16 protein-coding genes, 1 pseudogene and 1 riboswitch are annotated in these 22689 nt (G+C 56.8%); of the genes and pseudogenes, 13 read left to right on the forward strand and 4 right to left on the reverse strand.

The annotated features are described in order from the left end of the window. Nucleotides 1-216: pseudogene (locus JN12_RS17300) on the reverse strand (IS1380 family transposase); the annotation flags it as partial. Nucleotides 217-312: 96 nt separating this feature from the next. On the opposite strand from JN12_RS17300, the gene JN12_RS21135 reads away from it, so the two are divergent. From JN12_RS21135 to JN12_RS17320, 4 genes are all read left to right on the forward strand, one after another. Next, the gene (locus JN12_RS21135) at nucleotides 313-465 is read left to right on the forward strand and encodes a LuxR C-terminal-related transcriptional regulator (RefSeq protein ID WP_145025144.1); all 153 of its coding nucleotides are present in this window, start codon (nucleotides 313-315) and stop codon (nucleotides 463-465) included. Nucleotides 466-674: 209 nt separating this feature from the next. Further along, entirely contained in the window at nucleotides 675-3509 is a 2835-nt protein-coding gene (locus JN12_RS17310; protein ID WP_145025074.1) for a hypothetical protein, read from the forward strand. Nucleotides 3510-3512: 3 nt separating this feature from the next. Then, the gene (locus JN12_RS17315; protein ID WP_145025076.1) at nucleotides 3513-5024 is read left to right on the forward strand and encodes a hypothetical protein; all 1512 of its coding nucleotides are present in this window, start codon (nucleotides 3513-3515) and stop codon (nucleotides 5022-5024) included. Nucleotides 5025-5248: 224 nt separating this feature from the next. After that, nucleotides 5249-5980, forward strand: coding sequence for an HNH endonuclease (locus tag JN12_RS17320; RefSeq protein ID WP_145025078.1), 732 nt, complete (start codon nucleotides 5249-5251; stop codon nucleotides 5978-5980). Between the two features lie 212 nt (nucleotides 5981-6192). Here the strand turns inward: JN12_RS17320 and JN12_RS17325 are convergent, their stop codons facing one another. Together JN12_RS17325 and JN12_RS17330 are read right to left on the reverse strand one after the other, a co-directional pair. After that, nucleotides 6193-6537, reverse strand: coding sequence for a type II toxin-antitoxin system RelE/ParE family toxin (locus tag JN12_RS17325; protein WP_145025080.1), 345 nt, complete (start codon nucleotides 6535-6537; stop codon nucleotides 6193-6195). Continuing rightward, nucleotides 6527-6745, reverse strand: coding sequence for a hypothetical protein (locus JN12_RS17330; protein ID WP_211360578.1), 219 nt, complete (start codon nucleotides 6743-6745; stop codon nucleotides 6527-6529). Before JN12_RS17330 ends, JN12_RS17325 begins: the two co-directional genes overlap by 11 nt. Before the next feature lie 592 nt (nucleotides 6746-7337). On the opposite strand from JN12_RS17330, the gene JN12_RS17335 reads away from it, so the two are divergent. The 6 genes from JN12_RS17335 (at nucleotide 7338) to JN12_RS20570 (ending at nucleotide 15245) form a co-directional block, all read left to right on the forward strand. Continuing rightward, on the forward strand, nucleotides 7338-9446 hold the full coding sequence (locus tag JN12_RS17335; RefSeq protein ID WP_145025082.1) for a family 2 glycosyl transferase: 2109 nt from the start codon (nucleotides 7338-7340) through the stop codon (nucleotides 9444-9446). A 116-nt stretch (nucleotides 9447-9562) separates the two neighbouring features. After that, nucleotides 9563-9650, forward strand: a riboswitch (cyclic di-GMP riboswitch). Nucleotides 9651-9828: 178 nt separating this feature from the next. After that, nucleotides 9829-10584 (forward strand): hypothetical protein, encoded by a 756-nt coding sequence (locus JN12_RS17340; RefSeq protein WP_145025084.1) that lies wholly within the window; start codon nucleotides 9829-9831, stop codon nucleotides 10582-10584. Next, nucleotides 10581-10961: a hypothetical protein gene (locus tag JN12_RS17345; RefSeq protein WP_145025086.1), complete on the forward strand. Its 381-nt coding sequence runs from the start codon at nucleotides 10581-10583 to the stop codon at nucleotides 10959-10961. The genes JN12_RS17340 and JN12_RS17345 overlap by 4 nt, the downstream gene beginning before the upstream one ends. A 9-nt stretch (nucleotides 10962-10970) precedes the next feature. After that, nucleotides 10971-12767, forward strand: a complete 1797-nt coding sequence (locus tag JN12_RS17350; RefSeq protein WP_145025088.1) for a lipase family protein — start codon at nucleotides 10971-10973, stop codon at nucleotides 12765-12767. Nucleotides 12768-12786: 19 nt separating this feature from the next. Next, nucleotides 12787-15036, forward strand: coding sequence for a phospholipase D-like domain-containing protein (locus tag JN12_RS17355; protein WP_145025090.1), 2250 nt, complete (start codon nucleotides 12787-12789; stop codon nucleotides 15034-15036). Nucleotides 15037-15089: 53 nt separating this feature from the next. After that, the gene (locus tag JN12_RS20570; protein ID WP_170242024.1) at nucleotides 15090-15245 is read left to right on the forward strand and encodes a hypothetical protein; all 156 of its coding nucleotides are present in this window, start codon (nucleotides 15090-15092) and stop codon (nucleotides 15243-15245) included. Between the two features lie 83 nt (nucleotides 15246-15328). Here JN12_RS20570 and JN12_RS17360 read toward each other — a convergent pair whose 3' ends face one another. Beyond that, a complete protein-coding gene (locus JN12_RS17360; RefSeq protein ID WP_145025092.1) occupies nucleotides 15329-16204 on the reverse strand; it encodes a C1 family peptidase in 876 nt (291 codons plus the stop codon). Between the two features lie 439 nt (nucleotides 16205-16643). Here JN12_RS17360 and JN12_RS17365 point away from each other — a divergent pair, with 439 nt between their 5' ends. From JN12_RS17365 to ccsA, 3 genes are all read left to right on the forward strand, one after another. Further along, nucleotides 16644-20378: a CxxxxCH/CxxCH domain c-type cytochrome gene (locus JN12_RS17365; RefSeq protein ID WP_145025094.1), complete on the forward strand. Its 3735-nt coding sequence runs from the start codon at nucleotides 16644-16646 to the stop codon at nucleotides 20376-20378. 82 nt (nucleotides 20379-20460) lie between these two features. Continuing rightward, complete coding sequence (locus JN12_RS17370; RefSeq protein ID WP_170242025.1) at nucleotides 20461-21864, forward strand: cytochrome c biogenesis protein ResB; 1404 nt, start codon at nucleotides 20461-20463, stop codon at nucleotides 21862-21864. Next, complete coding sequence (gene ccsA, locus JN12_RS17375) at nucleotides 21861-22685, forward strand: cytochrome c biogenesis protein CcsA (protein WP_145025099.1); 825 nt, start codon at nucleotides 21861-21863, stop codon at nucleotides 22683-22685. Before JN12_RS17370 ends, ccsA begins: the two co-directional genes overlap by 4 nt. Nucleotides 22686-22689 lie beyond the last annotated feature (4 nt).

Raw genomic sequence — 22689 nt, forward strand, 5'->3', positions numbered from 1 at the left:
CTGCTCAACGGCGACGAAATCACTTTTCCCTTGAGCGAGAAGGGCACAGTAGCTCCTGATGATGTCGATGCCGGCGATCAGATCGCCTGGGGCATCCATGACTGCCAGGGCTGAAGAGAGGGACGTGAAACGGTTCAGGGCCAGCCCGACAAGGGCGATGCCGGAGTGGGAAGTGTAGAATTCTTCGTCGGACTGTTCGATCACAAAACGCTTCATGAATTCACCTGCCGGGTGAGTTTTTGTTGCATAGCAAAATAGCTTAATTATCAAAAAACTTCAAATGGTTACAGCTGGCAAATTTCAAATTGCTGAATTTGCCGTCACGGAGTCAGGAAGAAGACCGCTGATTCCCTGCATTTGAGTGTCCATACGGTCCATACCCACATGACCCACATCTATGAAAAACTTCAGGCAAAGGGCAGGAACGATGCCATCATGAAGGCTCGCAAGAAAGGGATTCTTTAACTAAATGGTCCTTGTATACTCCAAAAATACTCATTCCGGCTGATGTGTTTTCCTCGATATCCTCTGTATAACACCTTGAGCAGAAATCTACATGGGTCACTTGTATTCAATGGCGGTACCAGGTTGCCGATCGACGTGCAACCCAGGAAAATACTTGAACGTGGGAGGGGTAAATGAAGGGACGGATGCGAGTTTTAGGCGGTGTGGCAGTGACGTGTCTCCTTCTCGTGCTGCTGGCAGCATGCGGCGGGGGCGGAGCCGGCGGGGGCGGAGACAAGACCACCTTGAAGGGGATGGTCGAGTTTCCTGCTGCGACAGTTGCCAAGAGTGTGGACAAGATGGTAGAGGCAACGGATGTTACCGTAGAAGCGTACGACCTGAATGGGAACAAGCTGACATCGGTTAAGCCCCAGTATGATGACACGCTTAGTGTGAAAAAATACCAGTTCGAGATCAAAGACCTGCCCACTGGCGTTGATTATATCCTCAAGGCCAAGAAGGGCAGCCAGGTGGTCAAGAAGATCGTGGCCAAGGATGACGTGAAGCCCGGCGTGGTGGAAGCACAGAACGTCAATACAGTCTCCACCGCTGCCGTTGTCGTGGCTGAGCAGAAGTTGAAGGCGGTGGCCGGTCCTGGCTTTAAGCTTGGCGAGACTGCACTGCCGGCGAAGGTTTCAGTGGACACCATCTCCAGCAGATTGAGCACGGATGTCAAGCCGGCAGCACTTGAGTACAAGATCCAAACCCTGACCCTGGGCAACCTCTCAGCCATTGACTCTGCCGATAAAGCTGATCTGGTCAACCTGTTCAACATGGTTGACGCAGCAGTAAAGCGGAATGTTGATGCCAGCTCTTTTGTAAATGGAGAATTGACGAGTGTCACCATCAATATAGTGGTCGTGGTGGTAACCGATCGTGTTGCTGCTCAAGGAACAAGAACCATAGATTCCACTGCCGCCGCAACAACGGCTACCACAGCTGCAACCAGCTACACGCCGCCTGCCATCAGCGGTGGTACTTCTGCAGCGGTCGACTTCGTCGGCCTTGCCAAATTGTATATGGAAAAGCAGGATGTGGCCAATGCCAGTATAAACTACGAAAAAGCCCTTCTTGTCGACCCGAACAATAAGGATGCCATCTTTGGTGCGGGCATCACCCGTGTCATCATGCTGACCGAAAAGCCGGAAGTCCGCGACGTGATCACCAAGTGGGGCGGCGTGGCGCCAACGGCCAATGGTCTGATTTCCCGGACAAGCCCGGTCGGCAATCCTTTCAAAAACTACACCGGGCTGTTGCGTAAAACGTCCGGCAGCACAACGCTCAAGAGTGCCGCCATGACTTCGGAAGATGCCTCCCGTACGACGGCCGTAGAAGTTGTCTCCGCATTCACGGAGCTGATGGACAGGCTTCCCAAGCAGAAGGCTCCGACCAAGGCCAATCCCAAGGTCGTTACCAGCGTGCCGGCAACGGCTACGTCCATCAGCGACCTGCAGACCGTTATCGACAACGTGATCATTCCGGAACTGAAAGGCTCTCTGGCCCTCCTTGCCAAGTTGGAAGGGCAGAGCTACACCTTCACGGTGACCAAGGCGATGCAGGGGAACCCGACCTACGGCAAGGATGTAATCATCACTGACGGCGAGATCTACGCTATCGAAGCCCTTACCAATGGTGCTCTGGCACTGCTGAAGATTTCCACCGCCTACAACCTTGATGTGTTTGACTACGACGGGAACGGGGTAAGAAACGACTACGACAAGCTCAAGCAGGATCCGCTGAAGACGATCAATCAATCAACCTTCTTCACTCTGAAGTCCGACGGCAACGCCAAGATGACCGCGGCTCTGGACTATGTAAAAGCTGCTCGCGACAAGGCCGAAGCGGCGTACGCTGCCGTGAAGACCAGGTCTGCCGGTCAGGGGGCCATTGACTTGAGCCACTGGTCGACGACTGATCATACCAACGCCACCGATGTGCTTGCCAAGATCAAGTCCGCCCTTACCGGTCCACCGCTTACCATCACCATAGGGAATGGCAAGCAGTTGACCTTCGACGCCACCAAATTCTTCACCAATCCGCTGGATCGCTCCGATTTCCCGGCGCTTGGTTACGATGTGGCGCCGGATGCGACGCTTTCCGCAACTTATGGTAAAGCCGTTGCCGCAGTTAGGGATTCAACGCGGTACGTGTGGAATGGTACGACTTCGGTGTCAACTCAAATTAAGGTTCCTGTTGACAGTAACATCCAGCCCACGAGTGACCTGCCGGACTACACCCTGAATGGCATCTTGCCGAATAATACCGCGGCCAATAATGTGGCCGGCTTCAATGGGATTCTGCCGATGCTCGGTGGGGCGGTACTTACCGGGAAGACGGGAGATTACTATTGGAACGTTGTAACCGATGGGACCAGTATCTACGCCACTGCCTATCAGGGTGGCGGCGGCTATGACATAATGAAAATCGATCCTGCCACGGGGGTGGTGACAACATTCGCGACTGGCGGCACTAACAGCTATATTTATGGGCTGATCAGGTACAATAACGGCTTTTACGTCTTGAGACCCGAGTCGCAGAGTACGACAACGGCGCCTAATACTTATACCACTTATCTGAAGCTCTACCCGGTCACTATAAGTAACAGCACGTACAGCGTAAGCTCCACCCCCGCCGGTTCATTGGCCTTGCCGGCCAATAGCTGGGTTAACAGCGCGGTAGGTGATGGCACCGATATTTACTACTTATCCGGGACTTGGAGCAATGGAGCGTATCAGTCTGAGGTGCACAAGTGGAGTAATCTCACGACAGACACCAAACTCTTCTCCACCACGGAAAGGAGCCACTTCCTCGGATTCTGGAATAACTACCTCTACTTGAACAAGAGCAAGTACGACATGCAGGGGAAAATTACGTTTACTGCTGGCAACGTAAACCCCGGAGTCATCGTCAATGGTTACTTCTATGAAATTTCAGACGGTAAGTTGCTCAAGTACGCCGGCAAACCGGACGGCACCGCAGCCAAACTGCTGAGCAATTTCTTTTAACCTATGAGAATCTTATGTTCTTGGGGCGGCCGCAACGGTCGCCCTTTTTTTGATGCCTCCATTGGTGCACTGTTCTGTCTGCTGCTTTTCGTAGCATCCCCTGCCGGAGCCTATACGGAAGTAATCGATCTTTTCCTCGACAAGGGGGTCGACTCCCTTGCCAGGGGTGGGCTCAGGCAGGTGCTGCAACGTCCGGAGGCGGCCGACTTCCAGAAACCCTTCACCCTCGACACCGACGGGCATTACCGGCTGGAAAGCGGCTACGAGTACCAGCGGACGGTAAGGGTCTTCGACGGACGCTGGAAGGGGTCCCACGTCTACTCAGAGAAGCTGGGAGTCACCGGTGCGGCACCATTCAGTCTCATGAACGAGAAGATCAGGGGGAGCGTGGCTGCCGGCTACGATTACCACTGGTTCGAGGTGGCTGCCAACAACTCCCAGGAAAGGATTGGTCTGCGCAGTGCGGAAAACTTCGAAGCCACCAAGGCCGGAATTCACGTCAACACCGCCGATCTCCTCCGTATCGGCATGTCGGTTGTCAATACCGACTATCGCAGTGCCCCGGAGATACCCATCAGTGCGGAACTGTCAGTCGCGAAGGAACTGGCGGTGGGGTATCGCCGCTCCTTTCTGGACTCAGCCGCCAACTTTGGCGTGACTCTCTCCGGGCACAGTGGCATTGTGCCATTCCGCTATCGTGAGGAAATCAACGAGTTGTACCTCACCGGAACTTTTCGCGATATAGCAACGATTTCGTACAGTAACGAGTTGCAGAAGCCCGACAATCGAGAAATTTTGTGGCGGGTCGATCTGCCGGGGAATCTGTACGGTGCGGGCAGTTACGCAACCCGCACCCTTCGGTTTGCACAGGATTTTTTCGTGGAAAACAAGAACGGCGGCTATCTGGCCGGAACCATCGACTGGCGCAAGTATCGTTTCGGGATGGGTGCGAAGCTGGGCACACGCTGGAATCTTGAAGCGAATTACCAGCGGCTGGAACTGGATTCAAACGGTGGCGGGATTGCGACCTCCTCGGCAGTTCTCGACTTCTGGCCGGCCCTGTTGGTTGGCAACTACAACCACACCTACCTGGCCTCGCTGGTCACGGATCAGTACCACCTGACAACCGGCTACACAGGAGAACAGTTCTCCTTCAATCTGGGGTTTCAGTATCTCCATATGAAGACGGCTGCCAACCTGGACTACTGGCGAAGCGTCCTTTTCGGTCTGGGCAATACCGGAGCGGGAAGGTTGACCCTTGATACCGACCGGATCGATATGCTGTTCCTTTCGCTTGGCCTCGGCTACCAATGGAGCAAGGTGAAGCTGACCTATGCCATTGGCCAGTTCATCCCCTTGGGGACAAGGAATCGGACTGCTGCCACCGAAACTGGCGGCGGTAATGGTGGTGGAGGCGGGGGAGGCGGGGCTGATATCTGGCAGGGGATCACCGACAAGATCAACCACAACCCCGGCGGCAATCTGCAGCGGATACTTCTGACAGTTACGTTCTGAGTGGCAAAAAAAAACTTAATGGTACACATGCATCACCCAGAGTACACCTCCGGCGTGGTCACCCACGACAGTATGCGCCGGAGAAGTGGACATGGGTTCAGCCATGTGTGGTAGGTACAGGCAAAGGCATCGTCACTAAAGACTATGCCGCAAAGTTCGATGGCTCAGAGAAGCCCGTCTAGCGGAGATAAGCAGCGCCAATTACGAGTTGAACGAGAGGAAAAATGGCAAAAAAATTTCTGGCAGGCCGTTGTGTACATTGCCTTGAGGAATTTGATTCCCTGACATCCGATCACGTCTTCCCTGACTCATGGTATCCGGAGACAACACCCGAAAATCTGGAAAAATGGCAGATGCCTGCCTGTACTGAGTGCAATAGAATTCATGGTCGCATGGAAAATAATCTTCTTCTCAGATTTGGGCTGTGCATCGACCCCGCAGAAAATAAATCACTTGGCATTGCGCAGAAAGCACTACTATCTGTTGATCCCACACACGCGAAAAAACCGAAAGACCAAGAGCACCGACTGAAACGTCGGCACAAAGTTATGCGAAGTCTCATTCCTCATCACTCCATTCCGGAGGAGTCGATTTTTCCGAATTTCGGCAAGTACAAAGACTTTCCACCAGAAGATCAACCGGGTGTGCCTATTGCACATTCCGACCTAGTCATGCTGGGGGAGAAGCTTGTGAGAGGCATTACTTACGTTGTAGACGGACGTTTTATTGAAAAAGACCACACAGTTGAAGTTTTCTTCTTAAGAGATGACGCGGCAGCACCTATTGTCGCCCAGTTGCAACAACATGGGGCAGTATATGAGCGTGAGCCAGGAATAAAGATAACCAGAGTTGTTGCCCATGACATGCCAACGTCGGCACTCTTCTGTATCGAAATTTGGGGAAGGCTCCGAATGTATGCCGCAGTCCAGCCTTTATCTGAGGAGACTGAGCCATAGGAACGTTCAACCAGCGGCGCCACTCGGTCTTCGCTACGCTTCGCCGGTGCGCCTTGAGACGTTATCGCCAAAGAATGGGTATTCAAATGAAGAACGAGAAATAGGGGTCGCGTCTACAGATTCCAGAACATGAAATCTGTAGACGCGACCCCCAAAGTTTAGACGACGGTGACGGTCGGTCTGGGAAAGGTGTGGGGGGGGTAAGGCTTGGATTAGTATCCCATCTCCTGAAGAATGGCTTGCAATCGTACCGTGCTGACGTCTGACTGCTCGGATTTGGAATAGACGGTGACCAGAATGATGTCGTGATGGGTCTTGAGGTAGTAGATACAACGATAGCCGGAACGCTTCCCTTTCTGAATGTTGCTGTTTTTCAGGCGCACCTTGAAAATGGTCAGGCTGACTCCCGGTACCTGGTCCCCGGGAAAGTCGCCGGCCAGCAATTGATCGACGAGTGGCTGGATGTCGGAACGGATGGAGCGGTATTTCTTGGCAAGGGCGCGCAGGTTGCGCTTGAATTCGAGGGTAAAGGATATGTTGACGTGATCAGCGGGCATCAATCCCTGCCCACAATTCCGAAACAGGGAGCGTTTCTCCAGCCAGCGCCTCTTTTATTCCTTGCCGGACGCTCTCTTCGGCGGGCTTTAGGAGAATACCGTGACGAAAGCCGCGTACGATTTCGAGCAGGGCCGGGAGATATTCCTCCGGTGTGGCCTTGATTTCATGTAACAGCTCTTTTGCGCAGGCAGATGGTGCGGTTCGCATGGTTCACCTCATGGCAATAGTGCTCTAACTATCCATGAAGTAACAATTGATGTCAAGCCGTCACCGGTTTCAATAGTCAAGAAGGCTCAAGAAGTAGAGGACGGGAATATGATTCACCGAGAAACGATAAAGGGAGAACATCTGGCGTCAGTTGCTGTGCTGGGAGGAACCTCTGGCGTCAAGCTACACATTCGGACATTTGCTGATGACGCCATAACACGGCAGTACGAAGTATCCCCTTTAGGGACGCGTCTCCACCACAATCAAACATTATGATGGAGCAGGCTGAGACATGACCGACCGCTACACCACATCTCACCTGATCGAAGACCAGTATGAGTCCGGCTCTGACGGCAAGAGAGAGCGATGGGGTCGGGATTGTAAAGTTGCAAACTTGGCAACTTTGCAAGTATGCAATCCTGCCCCGGCATCTGCCCCTTAGGCGGTAAGGGAGATGCCGTGGAGGGGGATTTAATGAATGTCCCCGTAATCCGGGGGCATCTGTTGAATATCGTGACCCTCAAGGTCGCCCAGATTTTTGTTGAGCTGCAATTATTTCTATGATCGGGTTGAGGGGGGGGGGGGGCTATTAATGAAAGGTTCAAAAGCGTTGTTTACGCTTTTTTTGCTGCTGCTTGCCATGACAGTTGCCGGCTGCCAGGGAGGGGGCCAGTCATCTGCCGAGCCGCCACTTCCGATGCCGTCGGTGGCAAAGGGGAAGAAGTTTTATGTCGTGAAAAACGGCTCCGAAAAGGAATTTTTCCTGAAAGGGGTGAACATCGGCGCTACTAAGCCGGGATACTTCCCCGGCGAACTCGCCATTACCAAGGCCGACTATCTGAGATGGTTTCAGCAGATTTACGATATGGGTGCCAACACCGTCAGGGTCTATACGACGATGAAACCGGAATTTTACGATGCACTCTATGAATTCAATCTCGGGAAGAACGAGCCGCTCTATTTCATGCAGGGCGTCTGGGTAAACGAAGACGACATCGCGGCATTTAAGGACCCATACGCTTCCGGAAATAAAATCCTGAACGATTTTGCTGATGAGTCTAAAAAACTGGCGGATGTCATTCACGGCAGGATAACGCTGCCGCCACGGGCGGGACATGCGTCCGGCAGTTACACCAGGGACGTCTCCAACTACATGATCGGATGGATACTCGGCATAGAGTGGGACCCCGTATTCGTTGATACCACCAACACCAACCATGCCGGAATGGCTGACTACAACGGAACCAGCATTGCCACGCAAGGGGCCAGGCCGTTTGAAATATTCCTGGCCACGGTCGGGGATCGGCTCGTTTCCTACGAACTGCAGACATATGGCGTCCAACGTCCACTGTCATTCACCAACTGGGTCACTACCGACCCACTGACCCATGACAACGAACCGCTGTACTACGAAGATCATGTCTCGGTAGATGCCGAGAAAATAAAGGCAAAGCCTGTTTTCGCGGCGGGGCTCTTCGCCTCGTACCACGTCTATCCGTATTATCCCGACATGTTCAGTTATCAGGCGGAGTACGTCAACTATGTTGACGAAACGGGAAAGAAAAACCCCTACCGGGCCTATCTGAAGGCCTTAATCTCACATCATACCGTGCCGGTGCTGGTTGCGGAATTCGGCATACCTTCCTCACGCGGGAAAGCCCATGAAAACCTTGTGACAGGATTCAATCAGGGATTTGCCGATGAAGCAACCCAGGGGAAGCAATTGGTCTCCATGCTGGACGACATTCATCGGGAAGGATACGTGGGGGGACTGATCTATTCGTGGCAGGACGAGTGGTTCAAGAGGACATGGAACACCATGGACTTTGACGATCCCGGCCTGCGGCCATATTGGGCAAATGCCCAGACAAACGAGCAGCAGTTCGGCCTGCTCGCCTTTGATGCCGGCACAGAGGCGATTGTCACCCTGGACGGGAACGGAGCCGAATGGCCCGCAAACTCCCTGGTCGGCATCCAGGGGAATCGCGAACTTCATATGCTGTCGGATGAGAAATATGTCTATTTCATGGTGCGGGATACAAAGCAGGCACTGGAGGGGGCACGGATCATCATCCCGGTGGATGTTACCGCGAACAGCGGAGGCACCGTTTTTGAGTCATACGGGTTCGAAACGCCTGCCGACTTTGTAATCGTGATTGACGGGAGCAATTCCAGGATACTGGTGCATTCGTACTACGACAGCTACTATTACCACTATGGCGAAAAGCTGGGGCTTATAGAAAAGCATCCGGAATACGCCAGCAAGAGCAATCCTTACTTCAACAAGATGATGCTGATGCTGTCGAAACAGCTCTATCTCCCCAAGGACCGGAGGACTGTGCCGCTCACCGTCTATGAAACCGGCATCCTGACCAACGGCATAGGCGACCCGAACAGTCCGTTTTACAATTCCCTGTCTGATTGGTATGCCAAGGGGGATACCCTGGAAATCAGGATACCGTGGCAGCTGCTGAACTTCATGGCCCCATCCAAAGGCCGGATTATGGATGATTTCTATGCGAAAAAGGGGTTTTCGCCGATCGGGATTCAATCCGTAAAGGCCGGTGTGAACTCCGGTTCAGCGGCCGAGACGATCGGCATGGGGAATTTCAACCTGAAAACGTGGGATATGCCCGCTTATCGCGAACGATTGAAGCAATCCTATTATATCGTCAGGGATAAATTCGCCAGTATTAATTAGTTTTCGGACGGAAACTCGTTAAGGAAGAGGCACGGGGTCAGGTGGTGGGCGACGCCCCTGAAATTTTGTCTTCGACACCTTGACACTGTGCAACCATCTCTTAATATTAAGCAAAACCAACATGTAGCCAAACCCCGGGTGACCGGGGGACGGAAAACCACGGGACTAACCTATTTTCACCCTAGAGTCGGCCGGGTTGCCGGATGCCTTCTCCGCATGGAGGTCACCGAGCAATCCGGCCTTTTTTGTGGTCCGGAGGAGAACAACGACAAGAAGCTTATATATGGGAACCGGTACCTTGACCGATATCCGGATCGCGGATCAGAGCTGCTCGACACCCTGCCGCTGTTTGACGCGCTGCTGATCAATAGGAGGGATGACCATGCAGGACAAACGATTACCGGTTGTCGTAATCCATGGTATCGGCTATGGCACCAACCAGGACCGGGCCGGTTTTTCAAAGGAGCTTTCCATCGATGTGTACGAGGCCGCCCGTCCGGTAACAAGGGTCGGCGCATTCGAAGCGGTGAAGACCCCTGCCGGGGAGGCTCCGGGTAATGGCATCTGGTGGGGGGAAGCCCTCTGGGAGACGGTTAACGACCATGTCGACCAGGTTACCGAGGAGGTGCTCAAGGCCGTAATCCCCGGGCCGCCGGCCGACTGGTTTGCCAAAGTTCTGGACCTTCTCGGAGACGTCCCGCTCTACCTCGGCCCCCACGGCAACGCCATCAGGAGCCTGGTGAAAGGGGTTATCGGGCAGTTCCCCGGCTGCATCGTGGTAGGTCACAGCCTCGGCTCGGTCATCGCCGCCGACATCCTGCGCGAAGCACAGACCGCTGATAACTTTTCTTCTCTCCCGGTTTCGGGCCTGATCACCCTTGGCAGCCCCCTGAACCTCCTCGGCCTGCGCAGCCCCATGGCACCTGCCCAGCCGTTTCCGTTCCGCTGGTACAACCTCTGGTATCCCACCGACCCGGTCACCCTGGGCAAGGCACTCTCCCCTGCGATGTTCCCCGGGGTTACCAACCGCAAACTGAGTGCCGGCGAGTCGTTCGTCGTAGCCCACACCTCCTACTGGTCGTCGGTCGTGGTGGCCAATGTCGTCTATCAACTCTCCGTCAAAGGGGGAACGCCATGAACAAGATCGCTCAGCTTGCCGCCGTCCGCTTCGTCGTCACCCCGGCCCTCCTGATGGCCCTGGTAGGCTGCGCCTTTTTCAGCGACGGCGTAGTGACCGCCGTGGAAAGCCATTACATCACCAGCAAGCAGGCGGTACTTTCGATCTCCGGCGAAACTGCCAGCCATCCGCTCTACGGCGTCTTCCAGGTGGACAACCCGCCCAGGGTGGGCAAGCCATACCGGAACGACGGCCAGGACGCCACCCTCACCTTCCTGGAGAACGGGCCACGCCAGCAGGCGGTTATCGAGCCGGACGACAGGAGTTCTCGGGCACAATTCGACATGCACCTGTTCGGCGGCCCGAAGAAGGCCACCGTGCTGGGGATCTTCTGGTAGGGGGCGGCCATGGGCGAGGAACAGCGAAAAAGGAAGATCATCGTCGGCGTGCACGGGATCGGTGATCAGGTCCGCAATGAAACTATCCAGATGATCGCCCGCCAGTTCTGCAAGTACTACCAGGCGCCCGGAGCAGTGCCTCTGGGCAGATACCATTCTGCCTTCAGCAGGCATGCCGCATCGGGAGCTCCCCCCATCTTCTTCACGGCTCACCCCCCTGATCCGCAACTCCCGGCTGATCTCGGTTTCCGCGAGGTCTACTGGGCCGATATTCCGCGCGGCGTGGTGAAGGATGGGTACACGCTGGAAGAGACCGTATCCTGGGCAAAGACCATTGTGGAGCGGCTGCAGACCAACTACCCCCACGACGCTGCAAGCAATCCGGTTGGCATCAAGGTTGAGGATGCCCGACAGATCAAGCGGGTCCTCGAGGAAATCATCGAAACGGTCACCGTGCTGGAGCGCCTCTTGTTCATCGCGGAAAAGGCCGGCCTGTTCAGTTTTGATCTGTCCAAGGTGCTGACCGACTTTGTCGGCGACGTGCAGCTCTTCACCGAGTTTGAGACATACCGGGAGCAGATTCTCGGCCGGTTTTTCGATGCCGTACGGGACATCCACGCCTTTGATGAGGATACCGAGATACATGTCATCGCCCACAGCGAGGGGACGGTTGTCTCATTTCTGGCGCTCCTCGAAGGGCTGGGGCACAAGAATGCACAGAACAACAATCCTGACTGGGACCGGGATTGGGGGTGGATCGACCGGGTACGAAGCTTCATCACCATCGGTTCGCCAATCGACAAGCACCTGATACTCTGGCCGGAGCTATGGGAGCGCTTCACGCCGCAACAGTTTGCACCGCTCCGGGCCGGTCGTGTAACCTGGCTCAATTACTACGATTTCGGCGATCCGGTCGGTTTTGAACTGAACAGCGCCCGCAGTTGGCTTGATGAACGGCAGTGCCGGGTGTTCGCGTTCGACGAGAAGAATGATATCGGCTTCAGCCGCTACCTGTTCCCCGGCAAGGCCCATGTGGACTACTGGGATGACGACGGCCTATTCCGCCACTGCATCAGCACGGCCATTACGCCGCCACCGTCGATCAACGGTAAGCCGCTCCCGGCAAAAGCGTCGAAGCCGACCAGTAGTCCATGGGCACGATTTGTCCAGTACACGGTTTCCACGATATGCGTGATCGCGCTGTTTCTGGCAGCGGCCTTCCTTCTCGGCAGGATCGTCAACGGTCTCCTCGGATGCACTGACAGCGCGTTGTCATTGGGCAGAGCCTCTCAGACGGTCGGGTATTTTTCCCTGCTTGCCGGCGTATCCATGGCGGTACGAATCCAGCGTCTCACACGCATTGCTGCCTGGCAGGCTGCCGGCATCGCCGTAGGCATACTTGGCATCTTCTCCTATCTGGCGTTGAAAGACCTGCTGCCTGCTGCCCATCAGGCTACCGCTTTCATCTCGGCGCCTGTCTGGTGGGGAGCGGGGACTCTGCTCCTCTCCACAGTTGCCGGCAGGATCTGGCCGGACACGAAACTCCTGCCGCTTCTCCTGACCGGTGGTGGCGGCATTGCCATCCTCCTGGGCGTGGCTCTGCTGGCGGGAACAAGCCACGGTTCACTCTGGATGTTCCTGGTCAATGGCGCCGCATTCCTCTACCTTTGGTGGCTTGCCATACTTGTCTTCGATTTGGTGTTCATCTGGCACCGCTATATCCGCCTCTCCATGGCCGGAAAGCGCCTACATCAGGCCTATATCGCCCAGGGATGCCTGCCTCGGTCGTCAACGGTCCGAGCATGATCTTTCATCGGAGGTAACCATGAACCGACGTCTTATCCCCTTTGTCCTCTCGGTCGCGCTACTGTCCGGCTGCGCCACGATGCAGCGGGCAACTCCATCTGCCGGGCCGCTTGCGGCGACAGCCAGGGTCATCACCGATAACGACGCGGCCTTTCTCAACAAGCTGAAGCTGGTTGAGGGAGCCACATCCTCCATAGACCTGATGTACTACATCTTTGCCGACGACTACAGCTCCTCGACCCTCTCCAAGGCCCTCATCGATGCTGCCAAGAGAGGGGTAACGGTGCGGCTCCTGGTGGACTACCATACCAACTACGGGCGCCTCGACCTCTTCTCCCTGCTGGAAAGGGAAGGTGGCGGCAACCTGCAAGTCCGCCTCTATAACCGACCGACAAAGAACATCGTGCAGGACGCGGTCTACATGACCATGGGGTGCAGCCCGGCCGCCTTCGCTCCCGGCACCGAAACCTGCTCGGCCGGGAAATTCGCCGCCATCGACCGGCTCTTTGCCGACGAGACCATCGACGGCCAGCCCGTCGGTAGCCGCAACATCTCCAACCTGAATATCGGCAATTCCGGCCTGTTCCTCTCCGGGCTCTACGCCAAGCGGCCCGACCTGATGGCGCAGGCTGTGCAGCAAGGGCAGAACCTGGACCTGGCCAAAATGAAAGGAGGGGCGCCGTCAGCTACTCCCCAGGACAAGGAGAACCTGAAGAAGGTCGCCCAAAGCTACTGGGATTCCCGCACTGCGCCCCTCTTCGAGCGCCTGGAGGCGAAGGCGTTCCTCTTCTTCGCCTTTGCCCTGTACGGCGAGCAGCTCAACCCCATAGACGACCTGGTCACCGGGATTCTGCCGGTGGGCAAGGAGTTCTCGAAGGACGAGACCAGAGACTGGAACCACCTGACTGATTTTCTCCACCACAAGCTGCTGCTGGTGGATGGCCACCACGTGCAGATGGGAGGGCGGAATATCGAAGACTCCTACCATATGCACCCAAATCCCCTGGTCAAAAAGTACCTGTTCATGGATACCGACCTCTATGCCGAACTCCGGCAAGGGGGCGATGAGATGGTCAGATCCTTCGATGACTTGTGGAACTTCTCGGCCATGGTTGCCACCCTGGCGGAAGTGCGTCAGCACGCCCCAAACGACTTCGCTGCCAATGGAGCTGCCTTCAGAGAGGCGGAAAAAAACTGCAAAGCGCTGACTGAAGCGGTAGCCAGGGAAGCCTGCATCGACAATGAGTTCCAGGCCCGCTTCCTCTCCCTGGACCAGCGTCTGGCAAGACTGCAGCAGGAGATGACCGGGAATGAAGGCCACTACAGAGAGCATTACCTGCCGACAGTCGCTGCCGAAGAGGGGGGATTCCCGGTCGATGCCGCCACGGTGCTGACCTACTTCGAAAACATTCCCTTCAACAGATCCGTGCCCCCGGCCGAGCGGGCCAGGAGCTACGGAGCCATTGCCGGCAAAGAGGGGGCCAGCGAAAAAAACATCACCGCCCTGTGGCTCCAGTCGCTCCCGGAGGTATGCGTCCGGGCGACGCCGGCAAACCCGGCGCGGATCATCCTGCACAACGCCTATTTCTTCCCGGCAGCCAACCTGACCTTTGGCTTGAGTCAATTGGCGGGCGGTGCACTGGACTGCAGCAACGTCACGGTTACGGTGCTCACCAACTCCATCGAGACCACCGACCTGAACGTGGTCAACCTGGCGGCCCGGCACTCCCTTAAGGCATTTACCGAATTCTACCAGCAGCAGAAGGACCAGCCGGGCCGGGCCCGCTTCGAGTATTTCGAGTACCAGCCGCAACCGGGCAAGGACAAGCTCTCGCTGCACAGCAAGGTGACCGTGCTGGGAGACGACATAGTCATCGGCTCGGCCAATGCGGATGTGCGCAGTTTCATGATGGACAGCAACAACGTCATGCTTGTCCGGAATGCACCTGCGTTCGCGGCAGAGTACCGGGCATTTGTCCAGCATATCCTGGATGAACCGGGCCGGGTAACGCAGCTGAACGACTACTTTGCGAACACTCCGCGCGAAACCATGCTTGAGGAGGATCTGGCGGTGTTCCGGCAGATCCTGGCAAAGTACGGGGTGGACAAGAAGCTCGACGAGGCGCAGCTGAAGCAGGTCGAGGGACGGTTCGTGGAGATGCTGAACGCGGCGTACGAACTGACAAAGGGCTCCTTAGACCCTGCAGCATCATTGAATGAAAAGAGAAAACAGCAGGATACCTTTAACGAAAAATTCAAGCCTATTTGATCCCGTGGTCCCAGGCAGCCGGCAGAGCGATGTGGGGGTAAATGGAGGGGCTGATGGCAACCCTTACCCCAGAGCAACTCAAGCAGATCATGCCCGGCTGCGCCGACCCGACGGGGTGGGCACCGGCCCTGAACGAGGCGATGGCCCGGTTCGACATTGTCGCTGCCGAGCATCCGGATCGAAACCAAGATAACGGATGTCGGAGCTGAACTCCTCGACGAAGGGGGCTGGAGATACGATCCCGTCATATCTCCAGCCCCCATGCACTTGTCGACTAACCGGGTTCCCCCCGTCAGGGCTTGAACACCCCGGTCTCCACCCATTCCCCTTTGAGCATCGACCACCAGTCGGTTGCCAGCCCCTGCAGGACGTACTCGTACGGGAGCCAGCCGTAGCCGGCGGCCCCCCAGCCGGTGCTCCACGAGTTGCGGATCAGGAGGGCGCCTTTGGTCTCTACCGCGCCGGCATTGGTGTTTTTGATCTTCATTGCGTCGTCATAGCCGACGGCGACGATGGCGTGGCCGCCCGCAATCTTTTCTCCGGGGGTCGGGTACGGGATCTTGCCGCTTGCCGCAGCCTGGGTAATGGAGTTGTAGACCGTGAAGCCGAACATGGACGGAAGTCCTGCCGCCAGGTTGGTCTTGATCCGGATCAGGAGGTCGGCCTTTGTCGTCCCGGGCGGATCGAGGCGGTAGTAGCTGAGCGCCTGGAAGCTCTGGGCAAAGGCGTAGCAGAAGGCCGGCGGCTCCTTGTCGAAGTCGGCGGTGACGTAGGGCCAGTACTCTTCCGGCGGTGTGCCGAAGAGGGCCAGCGCCCCCATGGTGGTACGGAGGAAGGCGCCGGTGTCCCCGGTCCAGTGGGACATGTTGCGGGTCACCTTGTAGAGGAAGAGCCGGGATGCGTCGAGATGCTTGCCAAAGGCCCGCCGCTCGAAATACTCGTAGATCCCGACCCCCGCATGGGCAGTGCATGAGCCGATGTTTTTCTGGTCCTCGATGGGGGAACACCAGGGGCGCAGGTCCGCCGTTAAAGGAATCGCCTTGGGCGGTGTCGCCGCCTTGGCTCTCGTCAGCATCGGCTTGATCATTCCGTGTTCAGGGGTGTAGTCCCTGAAGTCCGGGTAGTCCGGTAACCAACCCATGCTCAATCTTTCGCCTGTCTCACTCATGACATCCTCCTGTGGTGAATGTACGCCGGGGATTTAGATGTTCCCCTCCACCGGTCTGCCGGCGTCTGATATTGATTGGCGAAGGGATATGCCTTAATAGTCCGGTAAGGCGCTGAAAATACAATGCTACGTACGGCTATTTATTTGCCGTCCGAAAGGGGGACAACGGATGGGGCAATACTATCGTGCTATTGAGGTCCAACGATGGAAGGGCACAATATCTTTTCTGGCGCGGCAAATGAGCGGTAGCTGGTGCTGAAGGGGACGCGTGAAATGGTTAGGCCCGATGAACCTGGTCGATCAGAGGGTCGACCGACGGTGCCGGTCCACCCATTTCGTAATAATATTAATGTTTTCATGATGTTGACATAATCGCTGAAATCGTGTAAGAAAGATGCCATTATTCCGATTGCTATAATTTCATTAAGGTGAGGTCACCATGAGAACAATACCGATTAGGCAGGGCAAACTCCGCACCGTACGTCGGATCGACCTGGTGCTTGCCTGCGTGGCAGCGGTTATGATCCTGGCACTCGGTCGGCAGTCGGACGCAGCGACCAATTCCATTATGCACAACAGTTCAACGGCCAACACCAAGGGGTACTGGTCGGGCAAATGGGGGGTCGCGGGGGGGCAGTACGGACCGTTCACCTGCTCCACCTGCCATTCTACGAACACTACCAACATCAAGCGGATCGTCACCTCCATTCCTGCAACCATCGGAGTTGCCGTAAACAAGTCGGTGGTCTTCACCAACGTGACCGGCCTGAACAGCTTCGGCGATGATTCAACAACCCCAAACTACACCTCGTCGACCAGGGTCTGCGAGGTCTGCCATACGCAAACTATCGCCCATCGGTATGACAACAGCGCGGCCGGAGTTACCCAGAAGCCCAATCACATGGGCGGCAGCCGGCAAGACTGCATCTCCTGCCATAAGCACAACAAGGGGTTTTCCGCTTCCTGCTCAAGCTGCCACGGCTATCCTCCGGTCACCACTGGCCAACTGGCGACCGTACCGGCGCCGACCTATGCCCTGGGTAACCCGGCAGTCAACGAAGGCGCCCACGCCAGGCATGCCCAGACCGAGAACATGGCCTGCGCCACCTGCCATGTGAGCAATACCACCGGTGGCCATCCCGGCGCCACCGTCAGGATCGGCTTCCAGTACAACAATACCAACTGGGCGAAACTCTCCGGCCCGCTCAGCGTTTTCAGCAGCTACACCGGCAACAACGCGGCCGGCGCCAAGCCCGCAGGGTCCAGCGACGCGAACACCGTTGTGGGCAATAAGGCGGCCATCGACAACAGCTGCGGGGTTTACTGCCATGGCAACTGGCCAGGAAGCGGTGCGGTACGGCCTGCGTGGACCGATATCGGTGCCGGCGGCGCCGGCGCCTGCGGCAAGTGCCACGGCGCTTCCGCCTCTGCTCCGCCTACCCGCGCCAGCCACCCGACCCATGCGGGGAACGGCAGCGGCCAATACCGTTTCGCCTGCACCACGTGCCATCCGGGCGTAACCAACAGCAGCCATATCCAGGGGAACGTCCAGTGGCGTCTCAGCTCTGCCACCGGTTCGGTCGTAACCCCGGGGGCCACCTATCGAGGCTCTGCCAACGGCTCCACCGGCGCCATCGCGCCAAGCGCCAGCTATGGCACGTGCAGCGGGCTTTACTGCCACAGCTCCGGCGCGACCATCGCCACCGTCACGGCACCGCGCACCGTGCCCACGTGGGGTACTGCGCTCGGTTGCAACGACTGCCACGGCAACAGTACTGCGACCCTGACGACCGGTTCCCATCCCAAGCACGTGGCGAGCGCCGGCTGCGACAAGTGCCATGCGCTGACCGCTGCCAATGCCAACGCCTTGAAGAACGTGGCAAGCACCGGTTACCATGTGAACGGTCAGATCAATATCGCCTTCGAGATGAACAGTTCGGCGACCAGCGGCGCCCAGTACGGCGGTGTGGCGACTCCGCGAGCCAAGACCCCGGACAACGGTGCATCCTACGGCAGCTGTACCAACATTACCTGCCATAACAACGGCCAGTCGGTCTGGTTGGGTACGACCGGTGCCGGCACCACCCCGCAGTGGGGAAATGCCGCTGCCGGCGGCTGCGGGGCATGCCACGGCAATACCGGAGGATACACCGATTACCGGAAGGCTGCGCCGCTCTATGCCGACGGCTCGCCGAAGCCGAACTCCCACCAGTTCCACGTGGACACCCGCACAACTCCGGTCGGCGAGACCCAGTGCAAACACTGCCATGCCTCCGTCACCGCCTCCAATACGGCCATCGACGGCACCACCCCGGCCAACCACGCAAACAACACATACAACGTTGTTGCCGGCTCTACCTATACGGACGGAGACAATGCCGGCGGCGCCGCGGTTGCCGTGACGGTGAACTATGCCTACAGCGGCACCCCCAACAGCAGTAGTTGCTCCAACGTCTCATGCCACCCGACAGGCCTGGCAGGGACCAAGGCTGCCGGTTCGGTGAGGTGGAATGACAACTATGCCTGCATCGATTGCCATAACGTCAACCTGACCGCAACCACCAGTTATCACCATGCCATGCGGAACTACTCCTCCACCTATCAGAACGGCGTCCCTTCCGGCTCTGCCGACAACGGCACCAACGCCGTCAACCGGCGCTGCACCATGTGCCACGTGGACCACAATGTCTTCAGCCCGGCCCTCAGCAACGGCGCCGGCACCCGGGCCGGTAACCTCAGAACAAACATTGCCTCCACCACTGGCGCCGGCTCCGATTTCATCAAGTCCGCCAGCGAGGGTATCTGCATCAGTTGCCACAAGAACACCCTCACCAAGGATACGACAAAGATCATGACCGACGGCAACTCGACGACCGTCGTTGTCACCCTGGCCAACTATTCGTCGTCAGCCCATCAGTACAACGTCACCTCTACCATGTCGAACGGAGGGGCGGTATTCAACGCCAACTGCTCAAAGTGCCACAACGGCAGGACTGGTGAGGTGGCACTCTTCCAGAGCCGTTCCACGGCCGTCCACGACAGCGGGTCCCGGCATGTCCTGGGTGCTCTCGGTGCTGCAACGCCCGGCCAGTTCCCGGAGGAGAACTTCTGCTACCGCTGCCACAGCAAGGCCGCCGACGCCATCGGCGGGGTGAAGAAGAGCGCCGACGCCAACGACTGGTACGGGGCCAGGACCAACATGTCCGCAACATCCACGGCCATCTACCAGCTGTTCCAGAAGACAAGCAAACACCCGGTCGCTAGCTACAGCAACAAGCACGATGCCGTGGAAACCGCTGCCGCCAGTTTCAGCGGTACCCAGCGCCATGTGGAGTGCGAGGACTGTCATAACCCTCACCAGGCTACGATGGCAGCCCCTCTGCGCGGCGCCACCGGACTTGATCCCACGTCTCCGGCGGCCGGTTCCACGCCGACCTATACGATGGTTACGGTGACCGCCCCCGACCAGCAGTACAAGGTCTGTTTCAAGTGCCATACCGACTGGGCCGGCTATGGAACCGGCACAACCAACCTGGCCGTCGATTTCAATACCAGTAACGACAGCTTCCACTGGGTGGAGAAAGACAAATATACCTACACCGTAAACAGTGGTACCGGCAAAGGCATCTGGAAGAACGCCCAGTTCAACCTGAACGCGGTTCCCACCCAGGGAACGAAGAAATATGTCGAAGTGATGATGCCACGGACCGGCATAACCTATGACAATGCCACCCTCAGGACCCTTCCCCTGCGCTGCTCCGACTGCCATGGTTCCGACGGCGCCGATGGCGGGGTGAACATCCCCGAAGGCCCCCATGGCTCCACCATTGCCAACATCCTCAAGGTTCCGGCCGGCAGCCCCTACACCACCTGGAACGCAACCACCAGCTCCCTGACCGGCGATACCTGGTGCCTGAACTGCCATGACCCGACTTTTGCCAACTCCGGTTTCATACCGTCAAACGGCCATCTCTACGGCGGGTCGGACAAGCACCAGCGGGCGTGCCAATTCTGCCACCTGGCAATCCCGCACGGGTCCGGCTCTGAAGGGGCTGGAGCGGCCAATCAGCGGAAGCATCTCCTGAAGCCGACGACGTTTACGGAAGGAATAGATTCCGAGACATCGGGAAATCAGAACCAGCACGGAACCTGGGTAATTCCGGGCTGCACATAGCACAATCATAGCAATAATTGATTCGTCAAGGGCTGGGGAGACCAGCCCTTTTTTCTGATTTTTTGATGCCATAACGATGAGTATGAACGTTTCCAATAAAATTTTTTTTGACGCTCTGGTCAGGTTCCTCGGTAGCCTTAAGCTCTCCTTTGTCCTTTTGTTATTACTGGGCGCTCTTGCCGCGCAGAAGGCGATCATGGCCCAGAAGGCCATCGATATGGAGGATGAGCCGTGGTTTCTGACGGCGCTTAATACTCTGGGGGGCATCTCGCCTGAAGCTGTCAGCACCCTCTTAATGGTGGTGCTGGGACTGTTTGTGATCAACTTGCTGCTTTCGAGTGTCAAGATGGTCAAAAAGGTGCGGGGCAGGCAGGAAGCCTTCAAGCGGCTCAAGACTGCCCGGGAGATCTCGCGCCTGGCAGACCATGCGGTCATTACCGTCACGGGAGACCCGTCCGATAGGCTTATCGCCTTTTTCGCGGGGCGCGGCTTAAAGGTTACCGGAGAACAGGGTCCCGAAGGAATCCGACTGCACGCCGGTAAGCGGCAGGCAGGGCTCTGGGGGGGTTTCTTCTTTCACCTGACATTCATGATTGTCCTTGTTGGAGCTCTTCTCAGCACACTTACCAGATATGCCGGCTATATTGCCCTTTCTCCGGGTGACATCTTCGTTGAAAAACGAAGTGGTTATATGCGCGTAACGGACCGCCCCCTGCTCTTTGGCAGGGATCGTCTGTTCAGGCTCCGTCTCGACAACATTGATGTCTCCTACTGGAAGCCGGGGTTGGCGAAGCAGCGGGCAAATATCGTCACGCTCTTTGCCGCTGACGGGACAGACCTCGGCCGGCAGAGGATGGAGATAAATCACCCTCTCCATGTTGACGGCGTAACAGTGTATCAGGGAACGCGGCAAGGGTTCGTGGCCGACCTGCATGTTACGGACCGGGCAGGAACAACAGTCAAGGCCCGGGCGCGGTTCCGTTTTCCGGAACAGCCCGGTGAGAGGATGACGAGCAGCATAACCCTGCCCGGAACCGAAGTTACCCTGCTGATGGAGTTGTTTACTGAAAAGATTCGAGAGATACAGGGGTTGGAGAGATTCTTTCCGAACCATATCGCAACACTCATCAAGGTATCGTCTGTGGAGCGGGGGGCACCGGTGTTCCGGGGGGTCGTTTTCAGGGGGACTGCACTCTCCTTTGAAGGGCTGACCGTGGGGTTTGACGATCTCAAGCCGTATTCATCGTTTGTGGTAAAAAGGGATTACGGGGTCCCTGTCATCTTTGCCAGCTTCATTTCGCTGCTGCTCGGTCTTATCGTTGCGTACTACTGGGTACCGGAGAACTGGTGGGCAGCCTGTGAGCGGAACGAAGAGGAGGGGTATCGCATCACGATTGGTGCGGTAACAGAGCGTTACAGCGAAACCTTTGCCGAACGTTTTGCCGAGCAGGTAGAGGCCCTGCAGTCGGAGGTACGGAAAACGTGATTGAAGTGGTTTTTTTCTGGCTTGCCGTGGCAGGTTATGTTGCCAGTTCCATTGGTTACATGATTTCACAACTGTTCGGCATGGATCGTTTTCGTCGCGGGGCCATCTTTGCAGCCGTCACCGGGCTGGTGTTCCACTCGGTTTCCCTTGGTGTGCGCTGGAACGAGACCGGACATGGCCCCTATATCAGCACCTATGAAATATTGTCGTCGGATGTCTGGATTGCAGTGCTCTTTTTCCTTCTCTTGCAGTGGCGCAGCAGGAAACTGGCGGGTCTCGGCATCCTGGTAATGCCGTTATCTTTTCTGATGATGGGTTTTGCCCTTACCGGTTCGCGGGATGTGCGCCTGCTGCCCCCGACCCTGCGGAGTGCCTGGCTCGTCGTCCATGTCGTCTTTGCCAAGCTCACCGTTGCCGCCATGTTGATGGCTGTTGCACTTTCCATAGGTTATCTGCTTAAACGGAAACGCGATGGAGCCGGAAGCGTGCTGCTCGCCAGACTGCCCGATGGGCGTGTGCTGAATGACTTCATCTACCGGATGGTGGTGTTCGGTTTCATTGCCCTGACCATTATGATCATTACCGGTGTGATCTGGGGCAACTATTCCTGGGGGAGTTACTGGTCCTGGGACCCGGCCCAGACCTGGTCGCTCGTTGTCTGGTTCGTGTACGGCAGTTACCTCCATGGACGGATGACATTTCGCTGGAGTGGCACCTTGTCGGCCTGGTTCGTCATCTTCGCCTTTGTTTTCAGTGTATTTGCTTTTTTTGTCATGCCGTACTTCGTGAAGGATCTCCATTCCCAATATATGGCAAGGTAGTTTC

Source organism: Geobacter argillaceus (genome assembly GCF_007830735.1).
In the GTDB taxonomy this organism is placed as follows: domain Bacteria; phylum Desulfobacterota; class Desulfuromonadia; order Geobacterales; family DSM-12255; genus Geomobilibacter; species Geomobilibacter argillaceus.